Genomic DNA, 23679 nt, shown 5'->3' with positions numbered 1-23679 from the left:
CGCTGCGCCTCGCCCTGCAAATCGGCGGGTATGGCCGTCTCCCGCGCGCTCGTCGAAGAGGCGAGGCGCGCCCCGAGTCGTTCTGGGCGCGTCTCGCGCGCGAACAGCTCGACAGGATGCAACCAGTCATGCGCGCGATAGAGATGAGGATTACCGGCTGGGTGCGCAACCTTTTGGATGGCCAAGTGAAGGTATTCGTGCAGGGTTCGCCGAAGCAGCTCCTCGACACGTGCATCTGGCCAGGAAAGGGCATGCCCGGCACCCCCATCGACGAATTCGAGCTAACTGACCTTCCGGAGGGCACCGCGCAAATTTCATCGGCTCGCGTAGTCAAAGCCGGCGGCCCGTCTACCCCGCCTTCGGATGAGTGGCGCACGAGCGCGTGGAAGCGAGGGTCATCAAGTGCTTTGCGCTTCTCAATAGATGCGAGTGAAGTGACGAAGGAGCGAATCGCCGTGCTGCGCCATACCAGGCCGCACGGCCTCGCCGGCGCGCCTCTCCATCGTGACAAGGCGACATTCAGCGGACGGTATCCAGTCGTTCCCGTTCAGCATGAATGCGGCCTGTCATCGCGCCACACTTCGGGTGCGCCTTTTCATCTGGCGGGAATGGCCTGGCGTAAGCTACCTCGCACCCAATAACAAGGAATCCTTTACGCCTTGAAAGAACACATGCCATCTTCATCAATTCGACAAAGCCGCGTGCAGGAGCAAACGTGTATCACCAGGACGCCGCCCACAAGTATAGAAACAGCGTGTCGTTGGAACTTGCGTTGCGCCCGTTACCATCGTAGTTGCTGCTCGCGCCAAGGTATTTGGTGAAATGCGTATACTGTAAGCCGATGCGAAGGTATTGCACCGGGATCCAAAAAATCTCAGGCGTCCAGCCTTGCGTATTGGGGGAGAAATTCGCGCTGCCGGCGTAGGCGACGCTATCAGAACTACCCGTCGTATTGAAGAATGAAAGGCTTATACCGTATTTGTTCTGGTAGACGTATGACGCCTTAAGCCGCAGGCTGTTCAGATTCCCCGACGTGCTGTCGCCCAGAACGAAATTGTTCGGGTCGTGGATATTCTCTTTGACATAGAGCGCCTGGGCGGTAATCGTATGCGGGTCGAGGATGTATTCATACTGCGCGTCCGCGCCAATATCCCGATAGCGGGTTACGCCCTGCACGAATATCGGGAAATCGTTTGCATCGTTGGGATAGACGTTCACGTTAAACCCGAACGCGCCTAGCATGACACTATGTGGACCCCAGTCACGGGTAAAGGCGATTCGCGCGTATGGGTTGTACCCGCGCAGATAGATCTGCGGGTGAGCTGGGTCGCCCGCACTGTTTCCATGGCTCAGGAACGACCAGATGCCATCTGCCGTGCTGTACGCCGTCAATTCCGCGTAAATCGTCTTGTTCCAATACATATAGGCGCCCGTGCCTACGACCTGTTGGGCCAGTGCCCCGTCGATAATTGGCAGGTTCTCAATGCGGGCAACCGGGCTAATCGTTGAGGAAATGTAGGGGTAGCTCCACGCCGGCGCGCTATTCCACACGTCCTGCACGGTGGGATTGTTGTGCACGGTCAGGCCGAGTATCAGGTCGCTGGTGTCCCCGATGATACTGTCCACAAAACGGAAGTCGGTGTTGTCCGACCCCCAGCGACCCTGCCACCGGCCGTCACCGTTCTGGTGATCGTAATTCGAGTATGTGAACTGAGCGAATCCGCCAATATGATCGGTAATTTTCCCTGCGAGGAAGATGCTGGCCGAATCGAACATTGGAAGGCCGTTTTTGGGATTGATGGGCATCCCGTTAGAGTCGAGGTTATTGCGTGTGTTACTCAGATCGGCAGTGGCCATTGCTGCTAGCGGAATCGTGCGCTTGCCGATGGTGTAGCCATTTAACTTGAACCACCGCCCGTAGGGAGTCAGTTCAGGAAATTGCCCGCCGGCGTGACACGCCACGCAACTTTGCCCCGTCTGTCGTGCGAATATGGGCAATGCATGGGCTGCAGAAGCCTGGAGCAGGCAAAGTGCCGCCACTACAGCAATCCAGGCGCGGCGAAGCAGGTAGCAGCATGTTCGGTCGCGGGCAAGAGCGGACGTCGTGATCATTTTTCCCCCTGCGGTGTCGCCGCCTTGCACTCTTCCTTGAAGGCATCGGTAGCGAAGGCGAATCATTTAGCCATGAGTGAATCTCGCTGTGCCTTGGCTGCGGCGCATTGATCAAGATCAACTGGCATACGGAACAACTTGTTCAGAGTCCACTGCCCCCGCCATGCGGGGGGGAATGGCTTATCTGGATTGCAGGTAGGTCACCACGGCCTTAGCCTGTTCGTCATTCAAGGTATGTGCAACTGCACTCATCACAGGCGCATTGCCACGCGTACCGTTTTTGAAAACCTCGATCTGATGCAACAGATACTCCTTGTGTTGCCCGGCCAGCCGTGGGAATGTGCCGGCTCCCTGGGCCTGCGCGCCGTGACATGTTGCGCAAGCCGGCACGCCCTTATCCGGCACCCCACGTTCGAAGATTTCCTGTCCCCTGGCCGTCAAGGCGGCATCTCCACTCGCGCCTCGCGTTGCCGGCTGGTGCGAGAAATAGTCGGCCAGCGACTTGACAGCGGCGTCGTCCAGCAGTGCGGCAATGCCCCACATGTAATCGCGGGCAGTGTTTTCACCACGCGCGTGCTCGCGGAATCCTTTCAACTGGGCTTCGATGTATTCGGGGGTCTGCGCATTGAGCTTCGGAAACATCGGCGATTCGCTACGCCCGCCTACACCATGGCAGCCGGAACAAATCTGCATGGCAATGCGGGTGCCATCCTCGCTCTGTGCGAGGGCTGGCGTAAAGGTGAGGCCAGCTGCAGCAAGCAGCGCAATTACGGGCAATCGTGGACCGAGGATCATTTTTTATCTACGTTGTCTTCAAGTCGAACGGATGGAAGATGTCAACCCGTTCGGGCAGCGTAGGATATTTTTGAACTCAAGACAAAGGGAAAGTTGAAGGCGGACGTGTTGCCCCACACACGCGACGTATTCGGCTTTCTTGTCACAAGCGACGGCACTACAGTGGCGAGTCCCGAGTGTCTCCATCACGATCGCGCCGGTGCTCAGGTGCAAATGTTTCCCCGGAACCCGCCGGTCGACCTGCGCCCTGTCGAAGTGCAATTCAGGGGCGATTTGAGGTGATCGCGTCCGGTGGCAGGCAGCCATGAACTCACCCGGACCGTACCTCGCTCGTTCACTAGACTCCTCATCCCCAGTAAGCAGCGCTTCGACTCCGAACGCTTCGGCTCCTCAAACAGGCGCCTGCTTCATTAACGCCGTTGGTGTACAACGCCCACCCGAGTCAACGCACGACAAACTTTCCGTACATGCCTTCTTCAGCGTGCCGAGGGGTCGGGCAAACATACCAGTAGGTGCCAGCGTCGCGAGCGACGAAGGTTGTCGAGAGCGCCGCGTACCTAGCTTGTCCGACATCCTTCTTGCTGCGCCATGGGAGAAGTGGTTCGACCTGCGCGAGGCCGGCCCCCGTGTACATCATCGACATATAGGGGTATGGCGGTGGAGCTGGGGTGATGATCAGGCCGTGCTCCATATTGCCGCCATAGTCCATGTTCACCAGATTCAGATGAACCGTCGCGCCACGCGGAACAACGAGTGTCGGATTCGTGAGACCGGCGACCTCAAAGGTCTGGTCGTCATGTCCCGGTTGCACCGTGACCATGTTGATGGTGATCTCCGTCCCGCCATATGTAATGGCGTTGGCACTGGTGTCGACGTGGCCCTGAGCGGCGCTCTCACGCAAATACTTCGCGACCTGTGCATGGGTGAAAACACCGCCCTCCCAGGCTGAATCGACAGGACGGTCTGCGAAGCCGCCCATCATGCCCGGTCCCATTGACCACCCGCCCGGCCCATGGGGACGGCCATCGCCCGTTTCGCGCTGCCATGCTCCCGTTCCGTAGCCACCCATCATTCCGGGGCCCATGCCGTAACCCCTCCCGTAACCCGATGCCGCAGATGTGTCGGTGCTATTGGTGGATTGCGCCCATGCCGGGATGGATGCGAGCGCAAGCGCAGAGGCCGCCAAGGCCGCCAAAACCCGTCTGTTCATGATCTCTCCCCTGCTAACGTGATGAAACCGCGCCCGCGAAGCACGGCCTGCACTTCTGGGCGCTCCAGGTCTGCGCGCCCGTTTTATGATTCGTCGGCGTCGATCTCACCGTACGCGCAGCGGTCGTCGAGTATGCCAGGAGCCGACCGGCTTCGAGTACTTCGTTACCGTTGGCAAGGTGAGGACCGGCTAACCAAACCGGGCACCACAGCCCAAGCCGCGACAATTAGAAGCACGAGCAGCCATTCGAAGCCGCCCCCGCCGCGTTGCGGCAAACCACATCATCCGATGTTCCACAACTTGACTTGACCAAAGGCTAATTCGTCCAGCCGGTATTCTTTTGATTTACATCACGGCATGACTATTCTTTGCGGCCAGCCGCTGGTCCGCACCCGGGACCGGTTCGCCAGCAGCGATGGCAAGCCAAAGTAGCGTACAAGCCCTCGACGACCTCCTCGAAAGGCAGACGACAGCCTGAAGTATCGCCAGTTCGATCAAACGTCCAGCTGCCAGACACCTCGGCGTCGCCCTCGCGAATCACGTGTGCACGGTGTGCCAGTGGCCGAGTTCCGCCGGGCACGCCGCATCGCTGGGTGCCCATGCGACTTATCCACAGCGCCGCTTCGATAAAGCGACGATTGTCCCTGGCCACTCGACCACGATCACCTTCCTTGCCCTGCAACATCGCTTCGGCACGTTTACAGTCACCACCTCTCCTGTCCCGAGATCGAATAATCTCTTCACATCTTTTCTTTCATGCCGTGACTGATGAGCCACCAGTTCACCGGATACGTGGTAATGAATCCGGCCAGCATTGCCAGCTGCATGAGAAGCCAATAGCGTAAATTGATCGGCTCGAGCCCGGGAAACGCCATGGCGAACGCCACCATGCACGCGAACATACCCATCTCGTAGGCCACAAGTGAAAGCGTGTCGGCCTTCACGGCAGCGACGATGCCGTCGCGCAGACCAAGTCCCCGCATCGGGGCGATCGAGAAAAACTGGAAGGCGATCCCAATCAAGTAGGCAAGCACGAACGCGAGAAGCAGTTTCCCGCCCAGTGCCGAGCCAGCCGCTCTGAAAGTAGTACCGAATGCTACCCATTCACCAATAAAGTCGCCGAGCGCGCAGCCCGCGCCGCAGTGCATCGCGCCTTTGAACGCTGCATGCCACATCGGAGCCACTGACTTGTCATCTTCGTCGTGACTCCTGCTCGCCGTCACGCGAACGGCACGCCCCAAGGAAACATAAAAGACTAGCCCTGGCGGCCCCCAGTACAACATGGTCAACGGCCAGACGACCGCCATGACCGTCATGCGTTGATGCCGTCCGCCTCCTGTCACGTCCCAGGTAACCCAAGCCGCAGAAAGGACGCTGGCAGCGAGCCAGAGGGCGACAAATGCTTCGAGTCCATTTTGTTCCATTCCTTGCACTCCGCAATTCGGCGCACGGGACTTGCAGCAAACCCTGGTCACTCCGGCGCGGCACAGCCGGAGCGTCGACTGAGATGTCGCTCTGGCCGAGCAAATTGAAAAATTGCGTTCCACTGGCGCAGGTGAGCGACGACCTTCCATCACGAATGCGGACGCAGATTCCCATACCGGGCATCGTGGCGGACCATCGCAAATCGCTCACTGCTTCGGCGTTCGCACGAACGTCGGCGCAAGCAGGTACCCGCAACGTCCATTCCTTGAAACATACGGAGCGCTTGCGGCGTGACCGGTTCAAGTTGTGGGAGCGCGCGAGACAGACAGGCGCGACAGATATCATCCGGAGTGGCCGCGCAATGGCGGTTAGCCGCGACAACCCGCGCAAGCACTATGAGGAAGAGGAAGCAAACGCCATCGGTTCCGGGCCCTTCTTCCCCATTTTTCCCGGCGATTTGGCAACGATACCGGAGTCGACTATCGTAAGGACGAGGGGGATGTGGTCCAGATGATGGGATCTATGCCTTGCGAAGTGTCTCCCCGGTTAGAGCTTCATCGAGCCCTACCGGCCGCATTGACAAGCACCACCCAATCACGAGAAGGGGACGATCATGATCGAGATTGTTACCGGCCTGCCGGACGGCGTAGCAGGATTCGTCGCCACGGGGCGTGTTACGAGAAAGGACTATGAAGACGTGTTGCTTCCAGCGCTGGAAGCAACACTTCGCAGTCACCCAAAGGTCCGCTGCTACTATGAATTGGGACCCGACTTCTCTGGAATGGACCCGGGTGCGGCATGGGAGGACTTCAAGGTCGGTATGCAACACATCACACAGTGGGAGCGCGTTGCCGTCGTCACGAACGTCGAATGGATCCGAATTGCACTGACTGCGTTTCGATTCATGATCCCTGGTGATGTCCGGGTATATTTAAATGGCGATGCGGCAACAGCGCGAGCATGGATTGTCGAAGGTAAGTCTCCGTAGAATCGCACATCCTCAATTCCCGGAAGCGCAGCCACTCCCGGGAACCGGGTACGGCCAGCACGACGCATTTCGCCGGAGCGCAGCAAAACGACAACATGAACGCTGCCGACCAGCGGGGAAGCCAAGCACAAAAAAATCAGCCAGGTGCCAGGCGAAAGCGAGCGGCGGACGAATGAGGCATCAGCACCAACCAGGCTTCGCCGCCATTTCTGACATCCTGCGTGGACATAGACGCTTGCGACCCGATCAATAACGCAACAGGGCGCCCCGCCACGCGCGAGGCTTTGGCGCGTACCAGTGAAAGCGTTGACCACGTAGCTTTGAGGAATCGACTTCGAACTGCCGCTGTCCGCGCGGCAACGCCGAAAACCATTGCGACCGCGAGCGGCCCACACCGCCGATGGAAATGAACACCGAGGCACCGCCGGCAGGCGAAGCCAGCGCGTGGTCCAGTCGTTGCGGCGCGGCGCTCCCTTATACAATCGTGTTTTGCACGACAACTCAATTACGTCTATATTTTATGTCACATAGTGATCTTTCCCCACCTAAGCTCACCAAAATATGGACAGGCCTATGCCACCGAAGCCCCGTCAAGTAACGGAAAAGGTGACACGGGCCGACCTGGAGGAGCTTTCGGAGTTTCGCTATCGTCTGCGCAGGTTCTTGCGAATTTCCGAGGAATTCTTGCATGCGCAGGGGATAACGCCTCTCCAGTACATGCTCATGCTGCACACACGCGCGTTTCCCGACCGCGACTGGGCTACCGTGGGCGAAATCGCCGAACGCCTGCAGGCTTCGTCGCACGGAACCGTGGCGCTGGTCACCCGCTGTGAGGCGGCCGGGCTTGTCTCCCGCGTACAGAGCCCATACGACCGCCGTCAGTCACAGGTGCACCTGACGCCCAAGGGGGAGCAATGCCTCATGAAGGTGGCCGCATTTCACAAGCAGGAGGTTCAGTCCTTCGGTTGGGCTTTCAGGGACAAAGAGGAATAGCACGAAGCGACAAGAGCCCGTAGTCTCGTGCCAACGAAGAGGAGAACGCCACACACGGCACAAGAACAAAGCATTAGGTCAGGGGTGACTGAAAGCAAGGAGTTCAGCATGAGCACACCCTCAAGCCTGACCCTCGAAGGCAAGCTCCGGCGTGATGCCGGAATCGTAGGGCTATTGTTTGCCAGCACCACCAGCATGATCGGCTCGGGCTGGCTGTTCGGCGCATTTCACGCCTCCCGGATCGCGGGGCCGTACAGCATCGGGAGCTGGATACTGGGCGCCATCATCATCATGTTGATTGCGCTGTGCTTCGCCGAGCTCGCCGCGCTCTTCCCGCGCAGCGGCGCGCTGGTCCACATGAGCCACGCCAGCCACGGCGAAGGGCTCGGCCGCATCTGGTGCTGGCTGCTCTTTCTGGCCTATGTGCCCGTGCCCGCAGTCGAAGCGGAGGCCATCGTCACCTATGCCAACAACTATCTCCCCTGGTTCATCCGCCCGGGAAGCTCCGGGCTGCTTACGTTGACGGGATTCGTCGCCTGTGCCGCGCTGCTCGGCGTCATGGCGCTTCTGAATCTGATGGTCGTGCGCTGGCTCCTCAACGTGAACTCCACCATCACGTGGTGGAAGATCTTCGTGCCGCTCGCCACCATCGTTGGGCTGATCGCCGCGAGCACCCATTGGGACGTCATGCACGCGGCGCCCGGCACCTACAAGCTCTCGGGCATGTTCACGGCATTGCCGGCCGCCGGGATCGTTTTCAGCTATCTCGGCTTTCGCACAGCCATCGACCTGGGCGGGGAGACCGCCAACCCGCACCGCAATATTCCGCTTGCCGTGATAGGTGCCGTGGTGCTGGCCGCCGTCGTCTACATCCTGCTCCAGGTCGCGTTCATCATGGCGCTCTCGCCCGGCGACCTCGCGCACGGCTGGGCGCAGTTGAGCTTCCAGGGAGAAATGGGGCCGTTTGCCGGACTAGCGGCCACGCTCGGGCTGGGCTGGATGGCGACGCTGCTTTACATCGACGCCTATGTTTCGCCGGGCGGCACCGGCCTCATGTACATGACGGGCGGCTCGCGCGTCCTGTTCGCCACCGGTGAGCTGAGCGCGGGCCCGCGCGCGCTCACGCGCCTGAACGGCAACAGGATTCCGTGGCTCAGCGTGCTCGTGATGTGGGTCGTTGGCGTGCTGTTTCTGCTGCCCTTCCCGGCGTGGCAGCAAATGGTCAACTACATTACCTCCGTCACCGTGCTGACCTATGGCCTCGGTCCCGTCGCGCTCTTGGTCCTGCGGCGCAATCTGCCGGATCTCCAACGGCCGTTCCGCATGAGCGGCGCCGCGATCATCGCCCCGCTCGCCTTTATCTGCAGCAACCTCATCATTTACTGGACCGGGTTCAAGACCAACAATTTCCTGTTCACGCTTGTGGCGATCGGCTTCGTGATTTACGCCGTCCACTATCACTTCATTGCGCGCCGCAGCGTTCACGACTTCGGCTGGAAGCACATCGCATGGCTGCTGCCCTGGTTCGGCGGCCTCTGGGTGCTTTCGTGGCTTGGCGGAATCGGCGGCGGACGCGGAGTGATCGGCTTTGGCTGGGATATCCTGGTCGTCACGGTCTGGAGCATTGTGGTGCTCCTGCTTGCGCTTCGCAGCTCGCTTGACGGCAGCGAAACCGCTGACATGATGGCGCGCATGAACAGCACCAGCTAACGACCACAGTCAGGCGAGCGCCGCAAAGCAACCGATGGCAGCCGGGAGCACAGGACCATGAGCGAAGGGATAAGGCAACAGGATACTGGGAAGGCCGCTCGCCAGGCCGTTCCGGTCGCGGCGGGGCGCGCCGTACCGGCCACCCTGCCCGATGACGAAGCGCAGCCGATAGGCATCTATCTGCTGTGCTTCTATGCCTTCCTCGTAGGCATCGTCACCGGACTCGGGGCCGTCGTGTTTCGCGGCCTGATTGGCGCCGTGCACAATGTGTTCTTTCTCGGCCATCTGTCATTTTCCTATGACGCGAGCCGGTTCACACCTGCGGCGCCATGGGGCGCCTGGGTGATCCTCGTTCCCGTTGCAGGCGCGCTCGTCGTCACCTGGCTCGTCAGCACCTTCGCGCCCGAGGCAAAGGGGCATGGCGTGCCAGAAGTCATGGACGCGATCTATTTCAAACGCGGCGTGATCCGGCCGGTCGTCGCCGTCGTCAAGTCGCTTGCGTCGGCGTTTGCGATCGGCACCGGAGCGGCCGTGGGCCGGGAAGGCCCCATCATCCAGATTGGTTCGGCGCTCGGCTCGACACTCGGCCAGGCGATGCCGATGGCTGCGGGCCAGCGCATCACGCTGGTCGCGGCCGGGGCGGGCGCGGGGATCGCCGCCACCTTCAACACGCCTATCGGCGGCGTACTTTTCGCGACCGAACTGATGATGCCGGAGATCAGCGTCAACACGTTTCTTCCCGTTGCCCTCGCGACCGGGACAGCCACGTTCGTCGGGCGGCTCTTTTTCGGAGGCGAACCCGCATTTCTGGTGCCCGCGCAGCTGGGCGCGTTGCCCAATCAGCCGGGCAGCGCCCTCACGATGATGCTGTACGCAGTACTCGGGGTGGTCACCGGCGCTGCCGCTGCCGTGCTGATACGCGCGCTGCACTGGGCGGAAGACGGCTTCGACCGCATCCATAATCGCTACTGGCGCCACGCGCTCGGCATGCTGCTTGTCGGTGCGTTGATGTACGCGCTGATGCGTTACGCCGGACACTATTACGTCGAAGGCGTGGGTTACGCGTCGATCCAGGCGACGCTCTACGGCCAATTGCAGGGCGGCCTGTTTTTGCTTCTGCTTGCTGCCGCGAAAACGTTCGCGACTTCGGTCAGTCTCGGCTCCGGATCGTCGGGTGGGGTCTTCTCTCCGTCACTGTTCGTCGGCGCGACGCTGGGCGCCGCGTTGGCATCGGCGTTCCAGTTCATGCTGCCGGGGGTGCCGGTGAGCGCTCCTGCGTTCGCCATGGTGGGCATGGGCGCCATGGTCGGCTCGGGCACCGGCGCCGCCATGACTGCCGTGGCGATGATCTTCGAGATGACGCGCGACTACGACATCGTGCTGCCGATGATCATAGCCGTCGCGTTTAGCCTGGGCACCCGCCGCCTGCTTTCGCACGAGAGCATTTATACGCTGAAGCTTGCGCGCCGGGGGCACGTCATTCCCAATGCCTTGCATGCCAACATGTTTCTGGTGCAAAGCGCTGCACAGGTCATGGAAACCGATGTCCTCGTGCTCGACGAGGCCGTGCCGTTCCGGAATCTGCTTCGCTCGCCAGGCGACCCGGCCTTTCGTCATGTGGTTGTCACACGCGATGGCAAGATAAACGGCGTGCTTCGCATCAATACCGGCCTGCGACGCGCCGTGAGTCGCGACGACCTGACGGTGACGCTGGGCCGGCTCGCACAACACAACTACATCGTCGTCGACGAGTCCGATGCCGCATTCGACGTCATCAGCCAGTTGCGGCAGCACAGGGCGACGATGGCGGTCGTCGTCGCTGGAGGTCTATCGGGGCCGTTGCGAGTCAGCGGCGTCATTGCAAAGGAGCACATTGCGGATGCCGTCGCCAGCAGCATCCGCATTTTCCCTGCTCGCGCAAACAACGATGCGCGCGGGCCGCACGGCGATGCGCGTGCGTTGCAGCGCGAAGTAGCGTCGCGCGGCGCAGACGAGGAGGACCGTCATGAAACTAAAGACTGACTGGCGCGCGGTCCGCAGCCGCATTGAAGCGGCACTGCATTACGCGAAGCTGCACAATGCCCCGGGATCCAGCCGGCCTGGCGAAGACAATCGCGCATGGGTGATCATCTACCGGACGGCGAACGGTTTTTGCTGCATGTACCAAGAGCTGCCCGTGGATTTCGAAGACATGCTCGACGTCCAGACGTGGGCAGAGGAAATGGATGTACGCCCCTACTTCATGGGCATGTGAATGGCCGGGTGCGCCAGGGCACCCAGCCATAGTGATACGAACTACTGACGATAAACCAGATCGGCGCGCCGGTTCTGGGCCCACGACGCCTCGTCGTGGCCAGGCGCCACGGGCTTCTCCTTGCCAAGACTGACGGCCTCGAGTTGGGAGCCGGATACGCCGAGCGATTCGAGCTCGTGCAACACGGCTTCGGAGCGGCGTTCGCCCAGCGCCAGGTTGTACTCGTCCGTGCCGCGCTCGTCGGTATTGCCCTGGATCAGCACCTGCTGGGCCGGATGATTGCGCAGATAGTTGGCATGGGCGCGCAGCAACGGCAGATAGTCGCTCTTCACGTCATAGCTGTCGAAATCGAAATAGACGCTGCGTTTGGCGAGCGGACTGTTGGGATTGTTCAGCTCGTCGACTGAGGACGCTGCCCCGGTGACGGGCTGCGTCGTGGCGGCATTGGTGTTTGCCGTGCCACTGGCTTGCGGTACCGTCGTTGCCGAATGACATCCGGCAAGCAGCGCAGCCAGCAGGATTGCCGCGCAGGATCGATTCAGGCTCATCCGAGGCTCCCCGTCCGGGTGGACATGCGTAGCACCACAATTCTCATTGCATGATGCAGTCTAGGTGGCAATATGCCCGGATGCCAGCGTATTTTCCCGCGTTGGTGTTGGATTTCACGAATGCTCTCGCGTAACCGGATCCTCCGGCAAAACCGCGCACCTGAAGCGACAAATTTAAGCTTCATTTAAGTATTGCGGCTTAAACTGGACAAAATGTCATGTTGTGACCATTTATTGCAATATGCTTTCAGCGGGTGCATCAGAAGTGAGCACGACTCCGTTGTATCCTCAGCTTGCCGGATTGAAAACGTCCAGTTACCACCGGTAGAGTACCGGCGGCAACTCCCCTGACCCAGCGTTGTCGCTGGGTTTTTTTTCGATTGCCCATATGCGCACCTCCTCGACGTCGCCTACTCCTTCTTCACGCATGAGCGCGCCGGAAATGCGCGCGACCGTGTCGCTCGCCGCGATCTTCGCGTTGCGCATGCTCGGCCTCTTCATGATCATGCCGGTGTTTTCGGTCTACGCGAAAACCATTCCCGGCGGTGACAACGTGCTGCTCGTCGGCATTGCGCTCGGGGCCTACGGTGTCACGCAATCGCTCCTGTATATCTTTTATGGCTGGCTTTCGGACAAGATGGGCCGCAAGCCGGTGATCGTCATCGGCCTCGTGATCTTTGCCCTCGGCAGCTTCGTGGCGGCTTTCGCGCACGACATCACGTGGATCATCGTCGGGCGGGTGATTCAGGGCATGGGGGCGATTTCCTCGGCGGTGCTCGCGTTCATCGCCGACCTCACTTCCGAGGAGCACCGCACCAAGGCCATGGCGATGGTGGGCGGCTCGATCGGCATGTCCTTCGCGGTGGCGATCGTGGGCGCGCCCATCGTGTTCCACTGGGTCGGCATGAGCGGCCTGTTCGCCCTCGTGGGCGTGTTCTCGATTCTCGCCGTGGGCGTCGTGCTGTGGATCGTGCCCGATGCGCCCAAACCCGTGCATGTGCGCGCGCCGTTCGCCGAAGTCCTGCGCAACGTGGAACTGCTGCGCCTGAACTTCGGCGTGCTCGTGCTGCATGCCACGCAGACCGCGCTTTTTCTCGTCGTGCCGCGCCTGCTCGTGGACGCGGGCCTGCCTGTGGCGTCACACTGGAAAATTTATCTGCCGGTGATGGGCGTCTCGTTCGTCCTGATGGTGCCGGCCATCATCGCCGCGGAAAAGCGGGGCAAGATGAAGGCTGTGCTGTGCTCGGCCATTGGGCTTGTCCTGATCGGCCAGCTTCTGCTCGGCTCGCTTGCGCATACCATAGCAATCGTGGCGACCGTGCTGTTCGTGTACTTTCTCGGGTTCAATATTCTCGAAGCCTCGCAGCCCTCGCTGGTGTCCAAGCTCGCACCGGGCAACCGCAAGGGCGCGGCCACGGGCGTCTATAACACCACCCAGTCGATCGGGCTCGCGCTCGGCGGCGTGGTGGGCGGCTGGCTGCTCAAGCACGGCAGCGCGAGCGCGGTGTTCTACACGTGCTCGGGGCTCGTGTTCTGCTGGCTCCTGATCGCGGCCAGCATGAAGGCGCCGCCGCTGCGCCGTGCCTGACTTATTTGCGCCCTGGCGCGAACTGAATGAAACGCCTGTACCATCCGTACAACGACAATCGACAAACAGGGGATACAGATCGTGCGAATCTTCGGGCTGATCGACAGGCGAACGTTACAGCGCGCCAACCGGCTGTGGCTCCACTATGGCGTGTTCTGGCTGGGCGCGATCGCCGTCGGCCTCGTCGCCGTGCTCTACGCAAAGCTGATCGATTTTGGCTATGCGCTGTTCCTGCGCTACGCAGCTGAGCGGTTCTGGCTGCCGCTCCTCGTCGCGCCCGCAACGGGTGCAGTGACGGTCTGGCTCACGCGGAAGTTCTTTCCCGGCTCCGAAGGCAGCGGCATCCCGCAAGTCATTGCGATGCTGCACGGACCAAACGAACTCGGTCCGCGACTGCTCACGCTGCGCATCCTCGTGGGCAAGATCTTCATCTCGTTCCTCGCCATTCTCGGCGGGTTCACGATTGGCCGCGAAGGACCGACCATCCATGTCGGCGCCGCCCTGATGTTCAGTCTGAGGCGCTTCTATCCCCAGCGCTTCCTCACCATCCGGCCGGGCGTGCTCGAACGCAGGCTGGCACTCGCAGGTGCAGCCGCGGGCCTGTCCGCGGCATTCAATGCGCCGCTTGCAGGGGTCGTGTTCGCCATCGAAGAGCTCATGCGCAGCTTCGAGCAGCGCACGAGCGGCGTGCTGATCACGGCCATCATCTTCGCTGGCGTCGTCTCGCTGGGTCTCCAGGGCAACTATGTGTATTTCGGCACGATCGATATCGGCTCCGGGTTGCCACAGTGGCTCAGCGTCGCCGTCGTGCTGACCGGTGTGCTTGCGGGTGTGCTGGGCGGCAGCTTCTGCTGGCTGCTGCTCAATACCCGGCGCTGGATGCCGCGCATGCTGCTCGAGATGCGCGCGCAACGGCCGGTGCTGTTCGGGGCGCTATGCGGCCTCGTCATCGCCGTCGTTGGCGTGCTGTCTCACCGTCACACGTTTGGCAGCGGCTACGCCGAGGCGCGCGGCATGCTGGAAGACACTGCGCATGTCAGCGCGGCCTACCCGATCCTCAAGCTCATCTCGATGGTGGGATCGTATCTGCCGGGCGCGCCCGGTGGCTTGTTCGCGCCGTCGCTGGCCATCGGCTCCGGCATCGGCAATACCTTGCACATGGTGTTCTCGCAGATGCAACTGTCGATGCTGATTGCGCTCGGTATGGTCGGCTATCTCGCAGCGGTGACGCAGAGTCCGATCACGGCATTCGTGATCGTCATCGAGATGATCAACGGCCATGCGCTCGTCATCTCGCTGATGGCTACCGCGCTCATCGCGAGCCGCGTCTCGCGTTTTTTTGCACCACCGCTGTACGAGGCATTGTCGGAGCGCTATCTGCGCGAGCCGTGAGTTCGATGCCAACGGCGCGCCTGGACCGATATCAACGGGATTGAAATGAAGCTTGCAGCAACGTGGGAATAAGACAATCGCGAGCGGTTCGTAGCGGCGGCGATGAACCAATACGCCCGCATCAAAATCGAGCGCATCGCCGCCGAACGTGCCCTCGAGGTCACGCACGACAGGAGGAGCGAGCAGTTCAGAAGCAACGTGAGGAATCCCGCCAGTGCACGCAGCGTTCCCAGCGAAGCCCTCGTTCTGATGTCGATCGAACGTAATACGCGCCATCTGCGCGTCGAACGGAAGGACAACGGTGACCGCCGGATGCCAGTCAATTACCAAGGCTAATCGCCAGGAAACAGGAAGCGCTCTCCCAGCATGCGCGGCGCAAGCCACGCGCCAATCTGCGGGACGTTCATCAGGTTCACGACACAATCGCGCAGGAGAAGTCCGATACGGCTGCGCGGCGTGAATGAGCCCGCGAAACGCGCAGCTGCATCCTGCTGGCGCAACATGAAGCCCCGCAGGCGCTGCTCATACGCCGCAAAGGCACGCGCGAAATCCCCGTTTGCGGCGTTCAATTCCTCCGCCAGAACATAGGCGCCAAGCATCGCAAAGGCTGCACCTGCCCCCGCCAACAACGAGGGCCTATGCGCGGCATCCCCCAGCAGCGCTACCCTGCCCCTCGTCCAACGCGGCATGCGAATCTGGCTGACTGCATCGAAATACAGGTCACGCGTGGTATCGAGTTGCGCCAGAATCTCACGTGTTTCCCAACCATCGCAGGCAAAACGCGCATGAAGCCGGGCCTTCTGCGCCGCCAAATCGTGAGCGGTAACGCCGGGCTTCGGGATCTCTGCAAGCACCAGCAGAAATGCGCTTCGGCCTTCGCGCATGGCATATCGGCTGATCTGGCGGCCCGGCCTCGCGAAACTCACATAGGTGGCCTCATCCCGATGCGGATAACCATCGACGATGAACGACGCGGCGATGTAGCCGAGATATCTTTCGAATTGCGCCTCCTTGCCGAACACCAGCTCGCGCACACGAGAATGCAAGCCGTCTGCTCCGATCAGCAGATCAAAGCATCGCTTCTGTCCGCTCGAGAGCTCGACCAGGACGCCTTGCGCGTTCTGGATCATCGAATGAATGGAGACCCCGTACAGCACCTCGACCCGCTCACTGATCGTGTCGTAGATCGTTCGCGCCAGGTCGCCGCGCGGAATGCTAAAAAACCTCCCGCTCAGTGCCTTGCGCAATACGGCCCCGCCAAATCCCGACACTTCGCGTCCCCGCCCGTCGACGAACTTCAGACTGTCAAACTGGTAGGCACGCTCCTGCACCGGTCGCAACAGACCATAGCGCTCGACGATGTCATATCCGGTACCCCACACATCGATCATGTAGCCACCATCGCGGAACGAATTGGCTCGCTCGATAATCGTGGGTTCAAAACCGTACCGCAATAGCCGGTGAGCCAGGGATGGTCCGGCAATTCCCGCGCCACAGATCAGGATTCGGCGGTTCGCTGTCGCCAAGGCTGGCTCTCCTCCTCGTGACTACCGCGTGTCGTACGTCAGTGGTAAAGCGTCCCGCTGGTGCTGGCCTGAAACAGCGCCTTGATGGAATCACGGTTGAGCTGCGATCGTGTTGACAGAACATCGTTGAGCGCAACAGCCTGCGGCAGATCGCGGGCGAAGTTGTCGGGATAGTACCCGTAGCTCACCATCCCGGTCATACGCAAATGACGCATCTGGTTCACGAGACGCCCCGTTGGTATGCGTGCGCCGGTATGGGCGTCGGTGGCTTCGAGCAGGAAGACCGTCCGGTGAGCGCCGTTCGGCACGGACCGCACGTTCTCGCTCAACGAATCGAGCCAATGATCCACCGAAGTGATGCCCTGGCGAGAAGGCATGGCGAGCAGCCCAACATAGTCATACGCGCGGAGGAACGCTTCATAGTTCTGCGCGTAGCGCCGTCCCGCAAGTGGATCGACCAGAGCATCGGGAAATATCGTCCGAACGGTCAGCACCTCGTCGCTGTTCTGGCTATCGAGCACGATTTTCCTGAGCTCCTTTGTGAAGTCGAGCAGATACCGGGTTTTCATGTCGCCCCAACGCTTCGCCAGGTCAGGGTTGAAGCGGATCTGGTCGATACTCTGCGGCAGATCCCAGCGGGCAAGCATCTGTCGCGCATGCTGCCCCGCGTCCTCGTAATCGGTAAGCATCGCGTCCTCGCCAAACAACACGCCGTTGAACGCGGAATACTTGCCCAGGTCCTCGTACAGTTCGCGCACATATGCCCGCGCAGCGGGATCGAAAGGACTGAGCCGCCGCACGCCGGAGGCACCGGGCGGCAGGCGGCTGCCGGTTGCCGCCGTGACGAATTCCACCCGCCTGTCAAGCTTGGCCGGGATCGCGAAGGCGAGCACCGGTAACCACGCGTAGACCTCCACGTGAGCACGCGTGTTCAACTGCCATGCTGCACGAGAGAATAGATCCGAGCGCATCGGCAGGTGCCGGTTTGGAAAGTACACGGCGCGTGCGAACCCGGAACGTCTGGGGTCCGAGTACGCCTGGAGGTATACGGAGCTTGGACGCAATGCGTACATTCGATCGATCAGCTCGCCAAGCTTCTTTTCCTGCACGGCAGGTGAGGGGTCGTACACGTCGTCCAGTGCAACGACGGCAACCCGTTCCACCGGGTTGATTTCCCCGCGGTTCTGCGCGGGTTCGCGCATCGAGCGCTCCAGACCGCCAACGTCGATATCGTACGTCGCCAGAATCCGGCGCAGCCGGTTGAGCGGCACATCACGCGTGTTCGGGCCGTCCTCGAGCGTGAACTGCGTGGGCATGCCAAGATCCGACGCAATAGTGCGCACGGCAAGGTTCTGTGCTCCATAAGGCCAAACCATCGCCCGCACGGAAGCGCCCGTCTGCGCCCTGATTTGCTGCATGCATGTGGCCAGGTCCGACTGCACGCGCGAACGGAATTCGGTGTCCGTTTCGTAGCGCTGCTGATCTTTCAGGTACAGATGCGATGTTGTTGCCGGCAACTCATTGCCTTGCGGATTGGCAATTGCGCCGTGGTGCAGGTCGTGCGTATGTATCCGCCCGAGAATACCCGTGGTAGAGAGTGCGGCCGATTTCGTGGAAACTCCAGTACCGTCGCGCAGAGTGTTTAGCGGCGGCGCCGATTCGTGCATACACGTCAACATCGCACACTGTTAGGAGAACAGTGCGCGCGAAGACGGATTACCGCCGCGGCGCTTCCCGGGCGTCGCAGAAAAAGCTCAGGGTGTCGTCATCCTTGATCTTGACATGCCATTCTCCAACACAGTATTTGGCGTCGGAGAACTTCTCCTGCCATCGGTGTGAGAGCTTGCCGATCCAGGCACGCGCTTGCGATGGCATCTGCGGCGAGGCCGCGATCTGCTGCAGCATCTGCAGATGACCAGGATCTCCCCAGCGAGGGGTGGCTGCAACATGCGCGTTCCAGACAAGCACCACCAATTTGTATATCTCGCGCACCACGGCGATCGGCGTGTCTTCTGTAATGGCCTCGGACAGAAGCGGTTCACCGAAGTCCAGAATCGTCTCGGAGATCTTGCGCTCGGCCTTGCCCGCGTTTGTCTTGTTCATCGTTTCGTTCCGTTGATGCGCGCGCAGTTCAGTGGCGGGTCGCCGGGCACGCAACCGGCAAGGACGATGTCGAGGCCACGCTCGATGTTGATCCGGCCGCTCCAGAGGGCTTCCAGTTGTACGGGGCCAATTCCTCGATCCGGTTAACCGGGTGGTCGTTAATCCGCCCGAGCACGTCGACCAAATAGTCGTACGGGTTCACATCGTTCGCCCGGCAGGTCGCCAGCACGCTGTAGAACACCGCTGCGGCCTTGCCCCCGGACTCGGAGCCGAAAAAGAGATGGTTCTTTCGAGAAATTGCGACCCTGCGGATGGCGCGCTCGATGAGGTTCGAGTCCATCGCCAGGTTGCCATCGTCGACGTAGCGCGTGAGCGCTTCCCAGTTCGACAGCGTATAGGCGATTGCCCGGCCCAGAGCCGATTTGGGCAAGACTTCGCCCGCCCGGGCCTGCAGCCAAAGCTGGTAATCGCGCAAGAGCGGAACCGATTCCTCCAGCCGCACCCGTCTTCGCTCTGACGGATCGGCATCGCGCAGCTTGCGCTCGATGTCGTAGAGCTTGCGGATCCACGCCAGCGCCTGCGCGGCCACGCTCTCGCGGGCTGTCTGGGGCGACTCCTTGCGAAGCTGCCGGTAAATCTTGTAGTACATCCTGCGTGCATGCGCATGACAGGCTACGTGCTGGATCTTGCCACCGCGGAACAGTGCCGCCCAGCCCGAGTAATCGTCGGCCTGCAGGTAGCCCTGGTAGTTTCGCAGCAGCGCCATGGGATGACAGCCAGCGCGGCTCGCCGTGTAGTCGTAGTACACCACCCTGGGAACCGGCACCCACTGGGCATCGCGCAACACCGCTCCCGCACTCGCATAGCCCCACAGCCGCACCGTGCGGGTGCGCTCCAGTTGTTTGCACAACTGTGGAAAGGGTGTGTCGTCGCCGAAAATCACCCGCGCGCTGAGCAATTGCCGCCTGAACGCCTCGTACAGGCACAGCATCAGCTTCGAGAGCCGGATCGTCCAGTCGCTCATCGTGTTGCGCGAAATCCGCAACCCGTGCATCGCGAACTCTTCCTCCAGCCGGTAAAACGGCATGCCCGAGTCGAAGTGCGCCACGATGATGCGCGCAAGCAGCTCCGGGCTTGCATTGCTCTTCATCAGCGGCGACGCCTGGAACGTCACGCCGCGCACCGTCGAGACCCCGTCCTTGACCAGCGCATAGCGCAGGCACGCATGCTCGACGACCGAAATCCGGGCCGGGGTGTACTTGAGCGTGCGCGTGAGCGTCTCGCCGATCACCGTCGCCTGGTCGTACTGCGCCAGTTCCTGTTCCGGCATCGCATGCACGACGCGCTCGCGCGGAAGATCGTCTGGCAGCGCCGGACGGCCCTTGCTGCGGCGCTTGCGCCGGTGCCCCTCCACGGGAATCGACAGATCCGGCTCCTGTGGCGGCAGTGGCGCTTCGTGCTCCTGATCGAAGATATCCAGTTGCCACTCGCTCATGCGCTCGCGGCTCGCCCCGAACATCTCCTGCCGCGCGTTGGCCAGTTTGGCCCGCAGCTCGAGCAGCACCTGCTGCGTCTTCGCCAGCAACTCGCTTTGCCCCTCGACTCGTTCGCGCAGCCGTTCGATCTCGCGCTGCTGCTGCTCGATCGTCGCATCGCGCACGGCAATCTCGCCGAGCAACTCCGGCAGGTTCCATGCCCCCAATGCCATCGGCAAGGGTTGTTTCGCGGCAGGGACGTTGAGCGGTTGCATAGGTCAGCATTATCGCCGCGATTGACCCGCTCATGAGCATATCTTCACGATTCATGCGACCACCGTTGCGTTCACCGCATGCACGCGCCGGCGCACACCGACATCGATTCCTTCAAGCCATGTCGTCAGTTCTGCAAGCGAGATTCCGCGCCGCGCGATCGCTGCGGGATCAGCGAGCGATCCGCTCTCGAAACGCTTGTACATCAGCCAAAAACCTGTGCGGTCGTAAACCAATACCTTGATCTTGTCCCTGCGCCGACCATAGAAGACGAACACGTGTCCACTGAGTGCGTCCTGATCGAACATCGGGCGCACCAGCATCGAAAGTGAATCGATTGACTTGCGCATGTCGATCGGCTCGGCCGCGATGTAAACCTTGACTGCCGTCGAGAGCATCATCATCGCGTTCCCCCGCCAATACGATCGATCATCGCCTGAAGCAAAGGCTCGATCGAATACACCGGAAGTCGCAGCCGAATCCCGTTGCCCAGAATCAACTCCGGTACGTCGCATGCGCTGCCGTTGGCGGTGGCGTTAACGCCGCCATCGACGATCCCAACGCGCACAAAACCTGTCATGGCCTGCGCTATCGCGCCCGTCGCACTTGCGGCGTGCGTGTCGCCGCTTCGCTCAGCTTCGCGCGCACGCACCAGATACCTCGACATCGAGGAACGGGAAATCCCGCTGCGTTTGCAATACGCCAGGATCGACAAGCCGCTCGCCCGATACTCGTCCACGAGCTCCTGCCATGGACGTGTACTCCGATTGGGCCGTTCTCTGCGGGGCAGTGCGTGCGCCGCTGCATCCCCAGACAACCTCTCCGTTTCCTGCATGAATGTTCTCCCGTCGTTGCAATGGGAGAATCGTCCGCCTTCCGCGCCACACACTCAATAATGGGGATTCTCGGGCGGATACTTCTCAACATCGTCAAGGTACGACAGAGCCCATCGCATCCCGGCGCGCGCCACCGGCCTTCGAGAGCTTCCGCCCGAACGATTCGGGACGGTGCTGAAAGCTGGGCGAGAAGATCGCCGTTGGGCTGGCGCACATCATCCGGCACAAGCACAAGCTGGCAGCCTTCCGGCCCGGCGAGGTGCAGGTGGCCGACGCCACGCTACCTGATTGCGAAACACTGATGAAGACTGCGGCAGCGATCGTGACCAGTCGCGGCGGACGCACCTTCCATGCAGTCGTCTGCGGGAAGACATGACCCAAGTCGGCACTCAATCTGATTTCTGTCAAGCTACTTATATCGGCCGGACCTATCATAAAAAATGAATTGGTTCTCATGGCGCGATACCACCGCTCCTCATGATCGATGGATGACAACGATTCATTCCACGCCATGACCTTTGTAAGAGAGGAGACAGCGATGCGTGCAATCGATGTAATGGCTACGGCAGTGGTACTGGCGCGGCCCGACATCACAGTTCAGGAAGCAGCGAAAATGCTGGCCGATCATCACATCAGTGGCATGCCCGTCGTTGACACAGACGGCAAACTGGTAGGCATAGTTACTGAGGGGGATCTGCTGCATCGCACTGAAATCGGCACGGAAATGAAGCGGCGCGGACGGTTGTCGGAATTCTTTGCCTCGACGCGAGAGCTGGCCAGCGAATACGTGAAGGAACACTCGCGGCTCTTAAGCGAGGTGATGACCACCGACGTCGTCACCGCGAAGGAGGAAACACCGCTCGCCGAGATCGCCGAGTTGATGAACCGGCACCGAATCAAGCGTGTCCCTGTGCTGCGGGATGGCAAAGTGACGGGGCTGGTCAGTCGTGCGAACCTCATTCGGGTACTGGCGAGCATTGGGCCCGATTTGCGCCACAGCGTCACCCAGAGTGATTCGGAAATACGCCGCGCGATCCTGAATGAATTGAGCAGGAGCCGCTGGGCACTACAGCCGCAAAACGTCATTGTCACCAATGGCGTTGCACACCTGTGGGGTGTGATTAGGAGTGAAGACGAACGAAACGCCATCCGCGTCGCTGCTGAGAACGTCTCAGGCGTCAAGGAGGTGCAATGTCACTTGGACTATGCGTCCGCGCCACTTTACTAAAGGACGTTTCCGAGGGGCATTGGCATGCGAGCGCAGGTGCACAGCTTCAGTCTGTGCCGCCGCGAGTTGCGTAGCCTTGTGTGCTTCCGTGTCCGCCTGTGCGGCCTGCACTGTTGCCTCGCGCGAAGCGGCAAGCCGCGCTTTTTCGTCGAGCGCGGCGGCCCGCCCAGCCCGCGCTGCGCGGTAGTTCGCCTCGGCATCCACAAGCTGCGCCAGCGTCGCTTTCTGTCTCGACGCAACGATGTCCGCCATGGGCCAGAGCAGGAAGCGCGCGAGGAGCCACACCAGCATAAGCGCATTGAAGGGCCGCGGGGCGCAGCGTCGACCAGTCGATATGCATGGCAAGGCGTTGCCTTACTTGACGAACGGATTGGCGAACAGCAGCAGGAGCGCGATCACGAGGCAGTAAATCGCCATGGTTTCGATCATCGCGAGGCCGACGAACAGTGTGCGCGAAATGGTGCCCGCGGAGTCCGGCTGGCACGCGATGGCGTCCATCGCGGCGGCGACGGCGCGGCCTTCGGCGAGCGCCGGTCCGATGGCGCCAAACGACACGGCGAGCACGGCGGCGGCAATGCTGACGATTTCGCGGAGGCTCATGGTTGTCCTTGTTCATGATGGCTGGGCTCGCCTGCACGCGATCCGCCGCGGCGCCGACGAACGCCATGGCAAGCGGCGCGCGCAAATGAATTGACACCGGTTGCCAGGCACTCAATGGAGCCACCTGGCACCGCCCATGCGGGGGAAAGTTCCCCCTTCGCATATGGCGCCTCATCGCAGTCGCCTCGCGGTGCGGCCGCCACGCGGAACACCCCACGCAATGGCAGATGGGCTATGAACATGTCAGGGAGCCTGAGTCCTGCTAAACAGCTCGTCCAACTCACGGCGTTGCTCATGATGTGCCGATGCGTCAACGCGGTTTCCAGTGTTAGCGATCCGAAAGGGCGAACTGCTGATGATGATCGACCTTCCGCATCGGCGCGTGGAAGAAATCGAGCACGCGGTCCAACTTCACCATTCCGACACAGATATCGGGGGGATGGCCCAAACCGCTCCGCATTCCCATGATGAGAGTTTGCCTCGAACTGCTGCCGGCGGCTACGGCGCGCATGAATTGTCTGGAGCGCGCTGTGGTAAGGGAACGCACCCGGCAAAAACGCACGTCCGCCGGCCACGAGGCAGTTCGCACTGCCTCAAGGCCAATACCGGCTACCACAATCCCC

The 23679-nt window shown here is 61.1% G+C and carries 24 protein-coding genes; 11 read left to right on the top strand and 13 right to left on the bottom strand.

The annotated features are described in order from the left end of the window. Positions 1–128 precede the first annotated feature (128 nt). Positions 129–641, top strand: a complete 513-nt coding sequence (locus tag P5W98_RS35055) for an acylphosphatase (RefSeq protein WP_421029093.1) — start codon at positions 129–131, stop codon at positions 639–641. Positions 642–720: 79 nt separating this feature from the next. On the opposite strand, the gene P5W98_RS35050 is transcribed toward P5W98_RS35055, so the two are convergent. The 4 genes from P5W98_RS35050 to P5W98_RS35035 form a co-directional block, all read right to left on the bottom strand. Continuing rightward, complete coding sequence (locus P5W98_RS35050; protein WP_421029092.1) at positions 721–2112, bottom strand: cytochrome C; 1392 nt, start codon at positions 2110–2112, stop codon at positions 721–723. A gap of 180 nt (positions 2113–2292) precedes the next feature. Continuing rightward, positions 2293–2907: a c-type cytochrome gene (locus P5W98_RS35045; protein WP_421029091.1), complete on the bottom strand. Its 615-nt coding sequence runs from the start codon at positions 2905–2907 to the stop codon at positions 2293–2295. Positions 2908–3349: 442 nt separating this feature from the next. Beyond that, positions 3350–4117 carry a hypothetical protein gene (locus tag P5W98_RS35040; protein WP_421029090.1) on the bottom strand — a complete coding sequence of 256 codons (768 nt, stop codon included), beginning with the start codon at positions 4115–4117 and terminating at the stop codon, positions 3350–3352. Between the two features lie 740 nt (positions 4118–4857). Beyond that, complete coding sequence (locus tag P5W98_RS35035) at positions 4858–5541, bottom strand: DUF4396 domain-containing protein (protein WP_421029089.1); 684 nt, start codon at positions 5539–5541, stop codon at positions 4858–4860. Positions 5542–6155: 614 nt separating this feature from the next. On the opposite strand from P5W98_RS35035, the gene P5W98_RS35030 reads away from it, so the two are divergent. The 5 genes from P5W98_RS35030 to P5W98_RS35010 all read left to right on the top strand — a co-directional run bounded on the left by P5W98_RS35030 (position 6156) and on the right by P5W98_RS35010 (position 11487). Next, on the top strand, positions 6156–6530 hold the full coding sequence (locus tag P5W98_RS35030) for an STAS/SEC14 domain-containing protein (RefSeq protein ID WP_421029088.1): 375 nt from the start codon (positions 6156–6158) through the stop codon (positions 6528–6530). A 561-nt stretch (positions 6531–7091) separates the two neighbouring features. Continuing rightward, positions 7092–7523 carry a MarR family winged helix-turn-helix transcriptional regulator gene (locus P5W98_RS35025; RefSeq protein ID WP_421029087.1) on the top strand — a complete coding sequence of 144 codons (432 nt, stop codon included), beginning with the start codon at positions 7092–7094 and terminating at the stop codon, positions 7521–7523. Between the two features lie 108 nt (positions 7524–7631). Further along, complete coding sequence (locus tag P5W98_RS35020) at positions 7632–9233, top strand: APC family permease (protein ID WP_421029086.1); 1602 nt, start codon at positions 7632–7634, stop codon at positions 9231–9233. A 57-nt stretch (positions 9234–9290) separates the two neighbouring features. Further along, complete coding sequence (locus tag P5W98_RS35015) at positions 9291–11255, top strand: chloride channel protein (protein ID WP_421029085.1); 1965 nt, start codon at positions 9291–9293, stop codon at positions 11253–11255. Next, a complete protein-coding gene (locus tag P5W98_RS35010; RefSeq protein WP_421029084.1) occupies positions 11239–11487 on the top strand; it encodes a hypothetical protein in 249 nt (82 codons plus the stop codon). Before P5W98_RS35015 ends, P5W98_RS35010 begins: the two co-directional genes overlap by 17 nt. A 41-nt stretch (positions 11488–11528) precedes the next feature. Here the strand turns inward: P5W98_RS35010 and pal are convergent, their stop codons facing one another. Then, positions 11529–12035 carry a peptidoglycan-associated lipoprotein Pal gene (gene pal, locus P5W98_RS35005; protein WP_421029083.1) on the bottom strand — a complete coding sequence of 169 codons (507 nt, stop codon included), beginning with the start codon at positions 12033–12035 and terminating at the stop codon, positions 11529–11531. A gap of 427 nt (positions 12036–12462) precedes the next feature. On the opposite strand from pal, the gene P5W98_RS35000 reads away from it, so the two are divergent. The 3 genes from P5W98_RS35000 to P5W98_RS34990 all read left to right on the top strand — a co-directional run bounded on the left by P5W98_RS35000 (position 12463) and on the right by P5W98_RS34990 (position 15351). Then, positions 12463–13623: an MFS transporter gene (locus tag P5W98_RS35000; RefSeq protein ID WP_421029082.1), complete on the top strand. Its 1161-nt coding sequence runs from the start codon at positions 12463–12465 to the stop codon at positions 13621–13623. A gap of 81 nt (positions 13624–13704) precedes the next feature. Then, positions 13705–15015: a chloride channel protein gene (locus tag P5W98_RS34995; protein WP_421029081.1), complete on the top strand. Its 1311-nt coding sequence runs from the start codon at positions 13705–13707 to the stop codon at positions 15013–15015. A gap of 102 nt (positions 15016–15117) precedes the next feature. After that, the gene (locus P5W98_RS34990) at positions 15118–15351 is read left to right on the top strand and encodes a hypothetical protein (protein WP_421029080.1); all 234 of its coding nucleotides are present in this window, start codon (positions 15118–15120) and stop codon (positions 15349–15351) included. Here P5W98_RS34990 and P5W98_RS34985 read toward each other — a convergent pair. The 6 genes from P5W98_RS34985 to tnpA are packed head-to-tail and all read right to left on the bottom strand — an operon-like array spanning position 15348 to position 21227. Continuing rightward, positions 15348–16541 (bottom strand): FAD-binding domain, encoded by a 1194-nt coding sequence (locus tag P5W98_RS34985; RefSeq protein ID WP_421029079.1) that lies wholly within the window; start codon positions 16539–16541, stop codon positions 15348–15350. The genes P5W98_RS34990 and P5W98_RS34985 overlap by 4 nt on opposite strands. Before the next feature lie 38 nt (positions 16542–16579). Further along, entirely contained in the window at positions 16580–18208 is a 1629-nt protein-coding gene (gene pgaB, locus P5W98_RS34980; RefSeq protein WP_421029078.1) for a poly-beta-1,6-N-acetyl-D-glucosamine N-deacetylase PgaB, read from the bottom strand. A 49-nt stretch (positions 18209–18257) separates the two neighbouring features. After that, complete coding sequence (locus tag P5W98_RS34975; RefSeq protein WP_421023123.1) at positions 18258–18644, bottom strand: hypothetical protein; 387 nt, start codon at positions 18642–18644, stop codon at positions 18258–18260. Between the two features lie 28 nt (positions 18645–18672). Continuing rightward, the gene (tnpC, locus tag P5W98_RS34970; RefSeq protein WP_421023124.1) at positions 18673–20394 is read right to left on the bottom strand and encodes an IS66 family transposase; all 1722 of its coding nucleotides are present in this window, start codon (positions 20392–20394) and stop codon (positions 18673–18675) included. Between the two features lie 51 nt (positions 20395–20445). Further along, the gene (gene tnpB, locus P5W98_RS34965) at positions 20446–20796 is read right to left on the bottom strand and encodes an IS66 family insertion sequence element accessory protein TnpB (RefSeq protein ID WP_421023125.1); all 351 of its coding nucleotides are present in this window, start codon (positions 20794–20796) and stop codon (positions 20446–20448) included. After that, positions 20793–21227: an IS66 family insertion sequence element accessory protein TnpA gene (tnpA, locus tag P5W98_RS34960; protein ID WP_421023126.1), complete on the bottom strand. Its 435-nt coding sequence runs from the start codon at positions 21225–21227 to the stop codon at positions 20793–20795. Before tnpA ends, tnpB begins: the two co-directional genes overlap by 4 nt. Before the next feature lie 182 nt (positions 21228–21409). Between tnpA and P5W98_RS34955 the strand changes: the two genes are divergently transcribed. Both P5W98_RS34955 and P5W98_RS34950 read left to right on the top strand, forming a co-directional pair. Beyond that, positions 21410–21604 carry a PEP-utilizing enzyme gene (locus P5W98_RS34955; RefSeq protein WP_421029115.1) on the top strand — a complete coding sequence of 65 codons (195 nt, stop codon included), beginning with the start codon at positions 21410–21412 and terminating at the stop codon, positions 21602–21604. Between the two features lie 162 nt (positions 21605–21766). Further along, the gene (locus P5W98_RS34950; RefSeq protein WP_421029077.1) at positions 21767–22456 is read left to right on the top strand and encodes a CBS domain-containing protein; all 690 of its coding nucleotides are present in this window, start codon (positions 21767–21769) and stop codon (positions 22454–22456) included. 354 nt (positions 22457–22810) lie between these two features. Here P5W98_RS34950 and P5W98_RS34945 read toward each other — a convergent pair whose 3' ends face one another. Further along, complete coding sequence (locus P5W98_RS34945) at positions 22811–23056, bottom strand: F0F1 ATP synthase subunit C (RefSeq protein ID WP_421029076.1); 246 nt, start codon at positions 23054–23056, stop codon at positions 22811–22813. Positions 23057–23384: 328 nt separating this feature from the next. Then, a complete protein-coding gene (locus P5W98_RS34940; protein ID WP_434716293.1) occupies positions 23385–23567 on the bottom strand; it encodes a hypothetical protein in 183 nt (60 codons plus the stop codon). Between the last annotated feature and the right edge of the window lie 112 nt (positions 23568–23679).

The sequence above is a fragment of the Paraburkholderia sp. A1BS-2L genome (assembly GCF_051125205.1).
In the GTDB taxonomy this organism is placed as follows: Bacteria; Pseudomonadota; Gammaproteobacteria; order Burkholderiales; family Burkholderiaceae; genus Paraburkholderia.
Note: the sequence above shows the minus strand (reverse complement) of the source record. Positions and strands in the feature narration are given on the sequence as shown.

Bases quoted from the DNA above. Each gene is read 5' to 3' on its own strand.
- P5W98_RS35055 (WP_421029093.1), top strand. From the start codon at position 129: ATGCGCGCGATAGAGATGAGGATTACCGGCTGGGTGCGCAACCTTTTG.
- P5W98_RS35050 (WP_421029092.1), bottom strand. From the start codon at position 2,112: ATGATCACGACGTCCGCTCTTGCCCGCGACCGAACATGCTGCTACCTG.
- P5W98_RS35045 (WP_421029091.1), bottom strand. From the start codon at position 2,907: ATGATCCTCGGTCCACGATTGCCCGTAATTGCGCTGCTTGCTGCAGCT.
- P5W98_RS35040 (WP_421029090.1), bottom strand. From the start codon at position 4,117: ATGAACAGACGGGTTTTGGCGGCCTTGGCGGCCTCTGCGCTTGCGCTC.
- P5W98_RS35035 (WP_421029089.1), bottom strand. From the start codon at position 5,541: ATGGAACAAAATGGACTCGAAGCATTTGTCGCCCTCTGGCTCGCTGCC.
- P5W98_RS35030 (WP_421029088.1), top strand. From the start codon at position 6,156: ATGATCGAGATTGTTACCGGCCTGCCGGACGGCGTAGCAGGATTCGTC.
- P5W98_RS35025 (WP_421029087.1), top strand. From the start codon at position 7,092: ATGGACAGGCCTATGCCACCGAAGCCCCGTCAAGTAACGGAAAAGGTG.
- P5W98_RS35020 (WP_421029086.1), top strand. From the start codon at position 7,632: ATGAGCACACCCTCAAGCCTGACCCTCGAAGGCAAGCTCCGGCGTGAT.
- P5W98_RS35015 (WP_421029085.1), top strand. From the start codon at position 9,291: ATGAGCGAAGGGATAAGGCAACAGGATACTGGGAAGGCCGCTCGCCAG.
- P5W98_RS35010 (WP_421029084.1), top strand. From the start codon at position 11,239: ATGAAACTAAAGACTGACTGGCGCGCGGTCCGCAGCCGCATTGAAGCG.
- pal (WP_421029083.1), bottom strand. From the start codon at position 12,035: ATGAGCCTGAATCGATCCTGCGCGGCAATCCTGCTGGCTGCGCTGCTT.
- P5W98_RS35000 (WP_421029082.1), top strand. From the start codon at position 12,463: ATGAGCGCGCCGGAAATGCGCGCGACCGTGTCGCTCGCCGCGATCTTC.
- P5W98_RS34990 (WP_421029080.1), top strand. From the start codon at position 15,118: ATGAACCAATACGCCCGCATCAAAATCGAGCGCATCGCCGCCGAACGT.
- pgaB (WP_421029078.1), bottom strand. From the start codon at position 18,208: ATGCACGAATCGGCGCCGCCGCTAAACACTCTGCGCGACGGTACTGGA.
- P5W98_RS34975 (WP_421023123.1), bottom strand. From the start codon at position 18,644: ATGAACAAGACAAACGCGGGCAAGGCCGAGCGCAAGATCTCCGAGACG.
- tnpC (WP_421023124.1), bottom strand. From the start codon at position 20,394: ATGCAACCGCTCAACGTCCCTGCCGCGAAACAACCCTTGCCGATGGCA.
- tnpB (WP_421023125.1), bottom strand. From the start codon at position 20,796: ATGATGATGCTCTCGACGGCAGTCAAGGTTTACATCGCGGCCGAGCCG.
- tnpA (WP_421023126.1), bottom strand. From the start codon at position 21,227: ATGCAGGAAACGGAGAGGTTGTCTGGGGATGCAGCGGCGCACGCACTG.
- P5W98_RS34950 (WP_421029077.1), top strand. From the start codon at position 21,767: ATGCGTGCAATCGATGTAATGGCTACGGCAGTGGTACTGGCGCGGCCC.
- P5W98_RS34945 (WP_421029076.1), bottom strand. From the start codon at position 23,056: ATGAGCCTCCGCGAAATCGTCAGCATTGCCGCCGCCGTGCTCGCCGTG.
- P5W98_RS34940 (WP_434716293.1), bottom strand. From the start codon at position 23,567: ATGCGCGCCGTAGCCGCCGGCAGCAGTTCGAGGCAAACTCTCATCATG.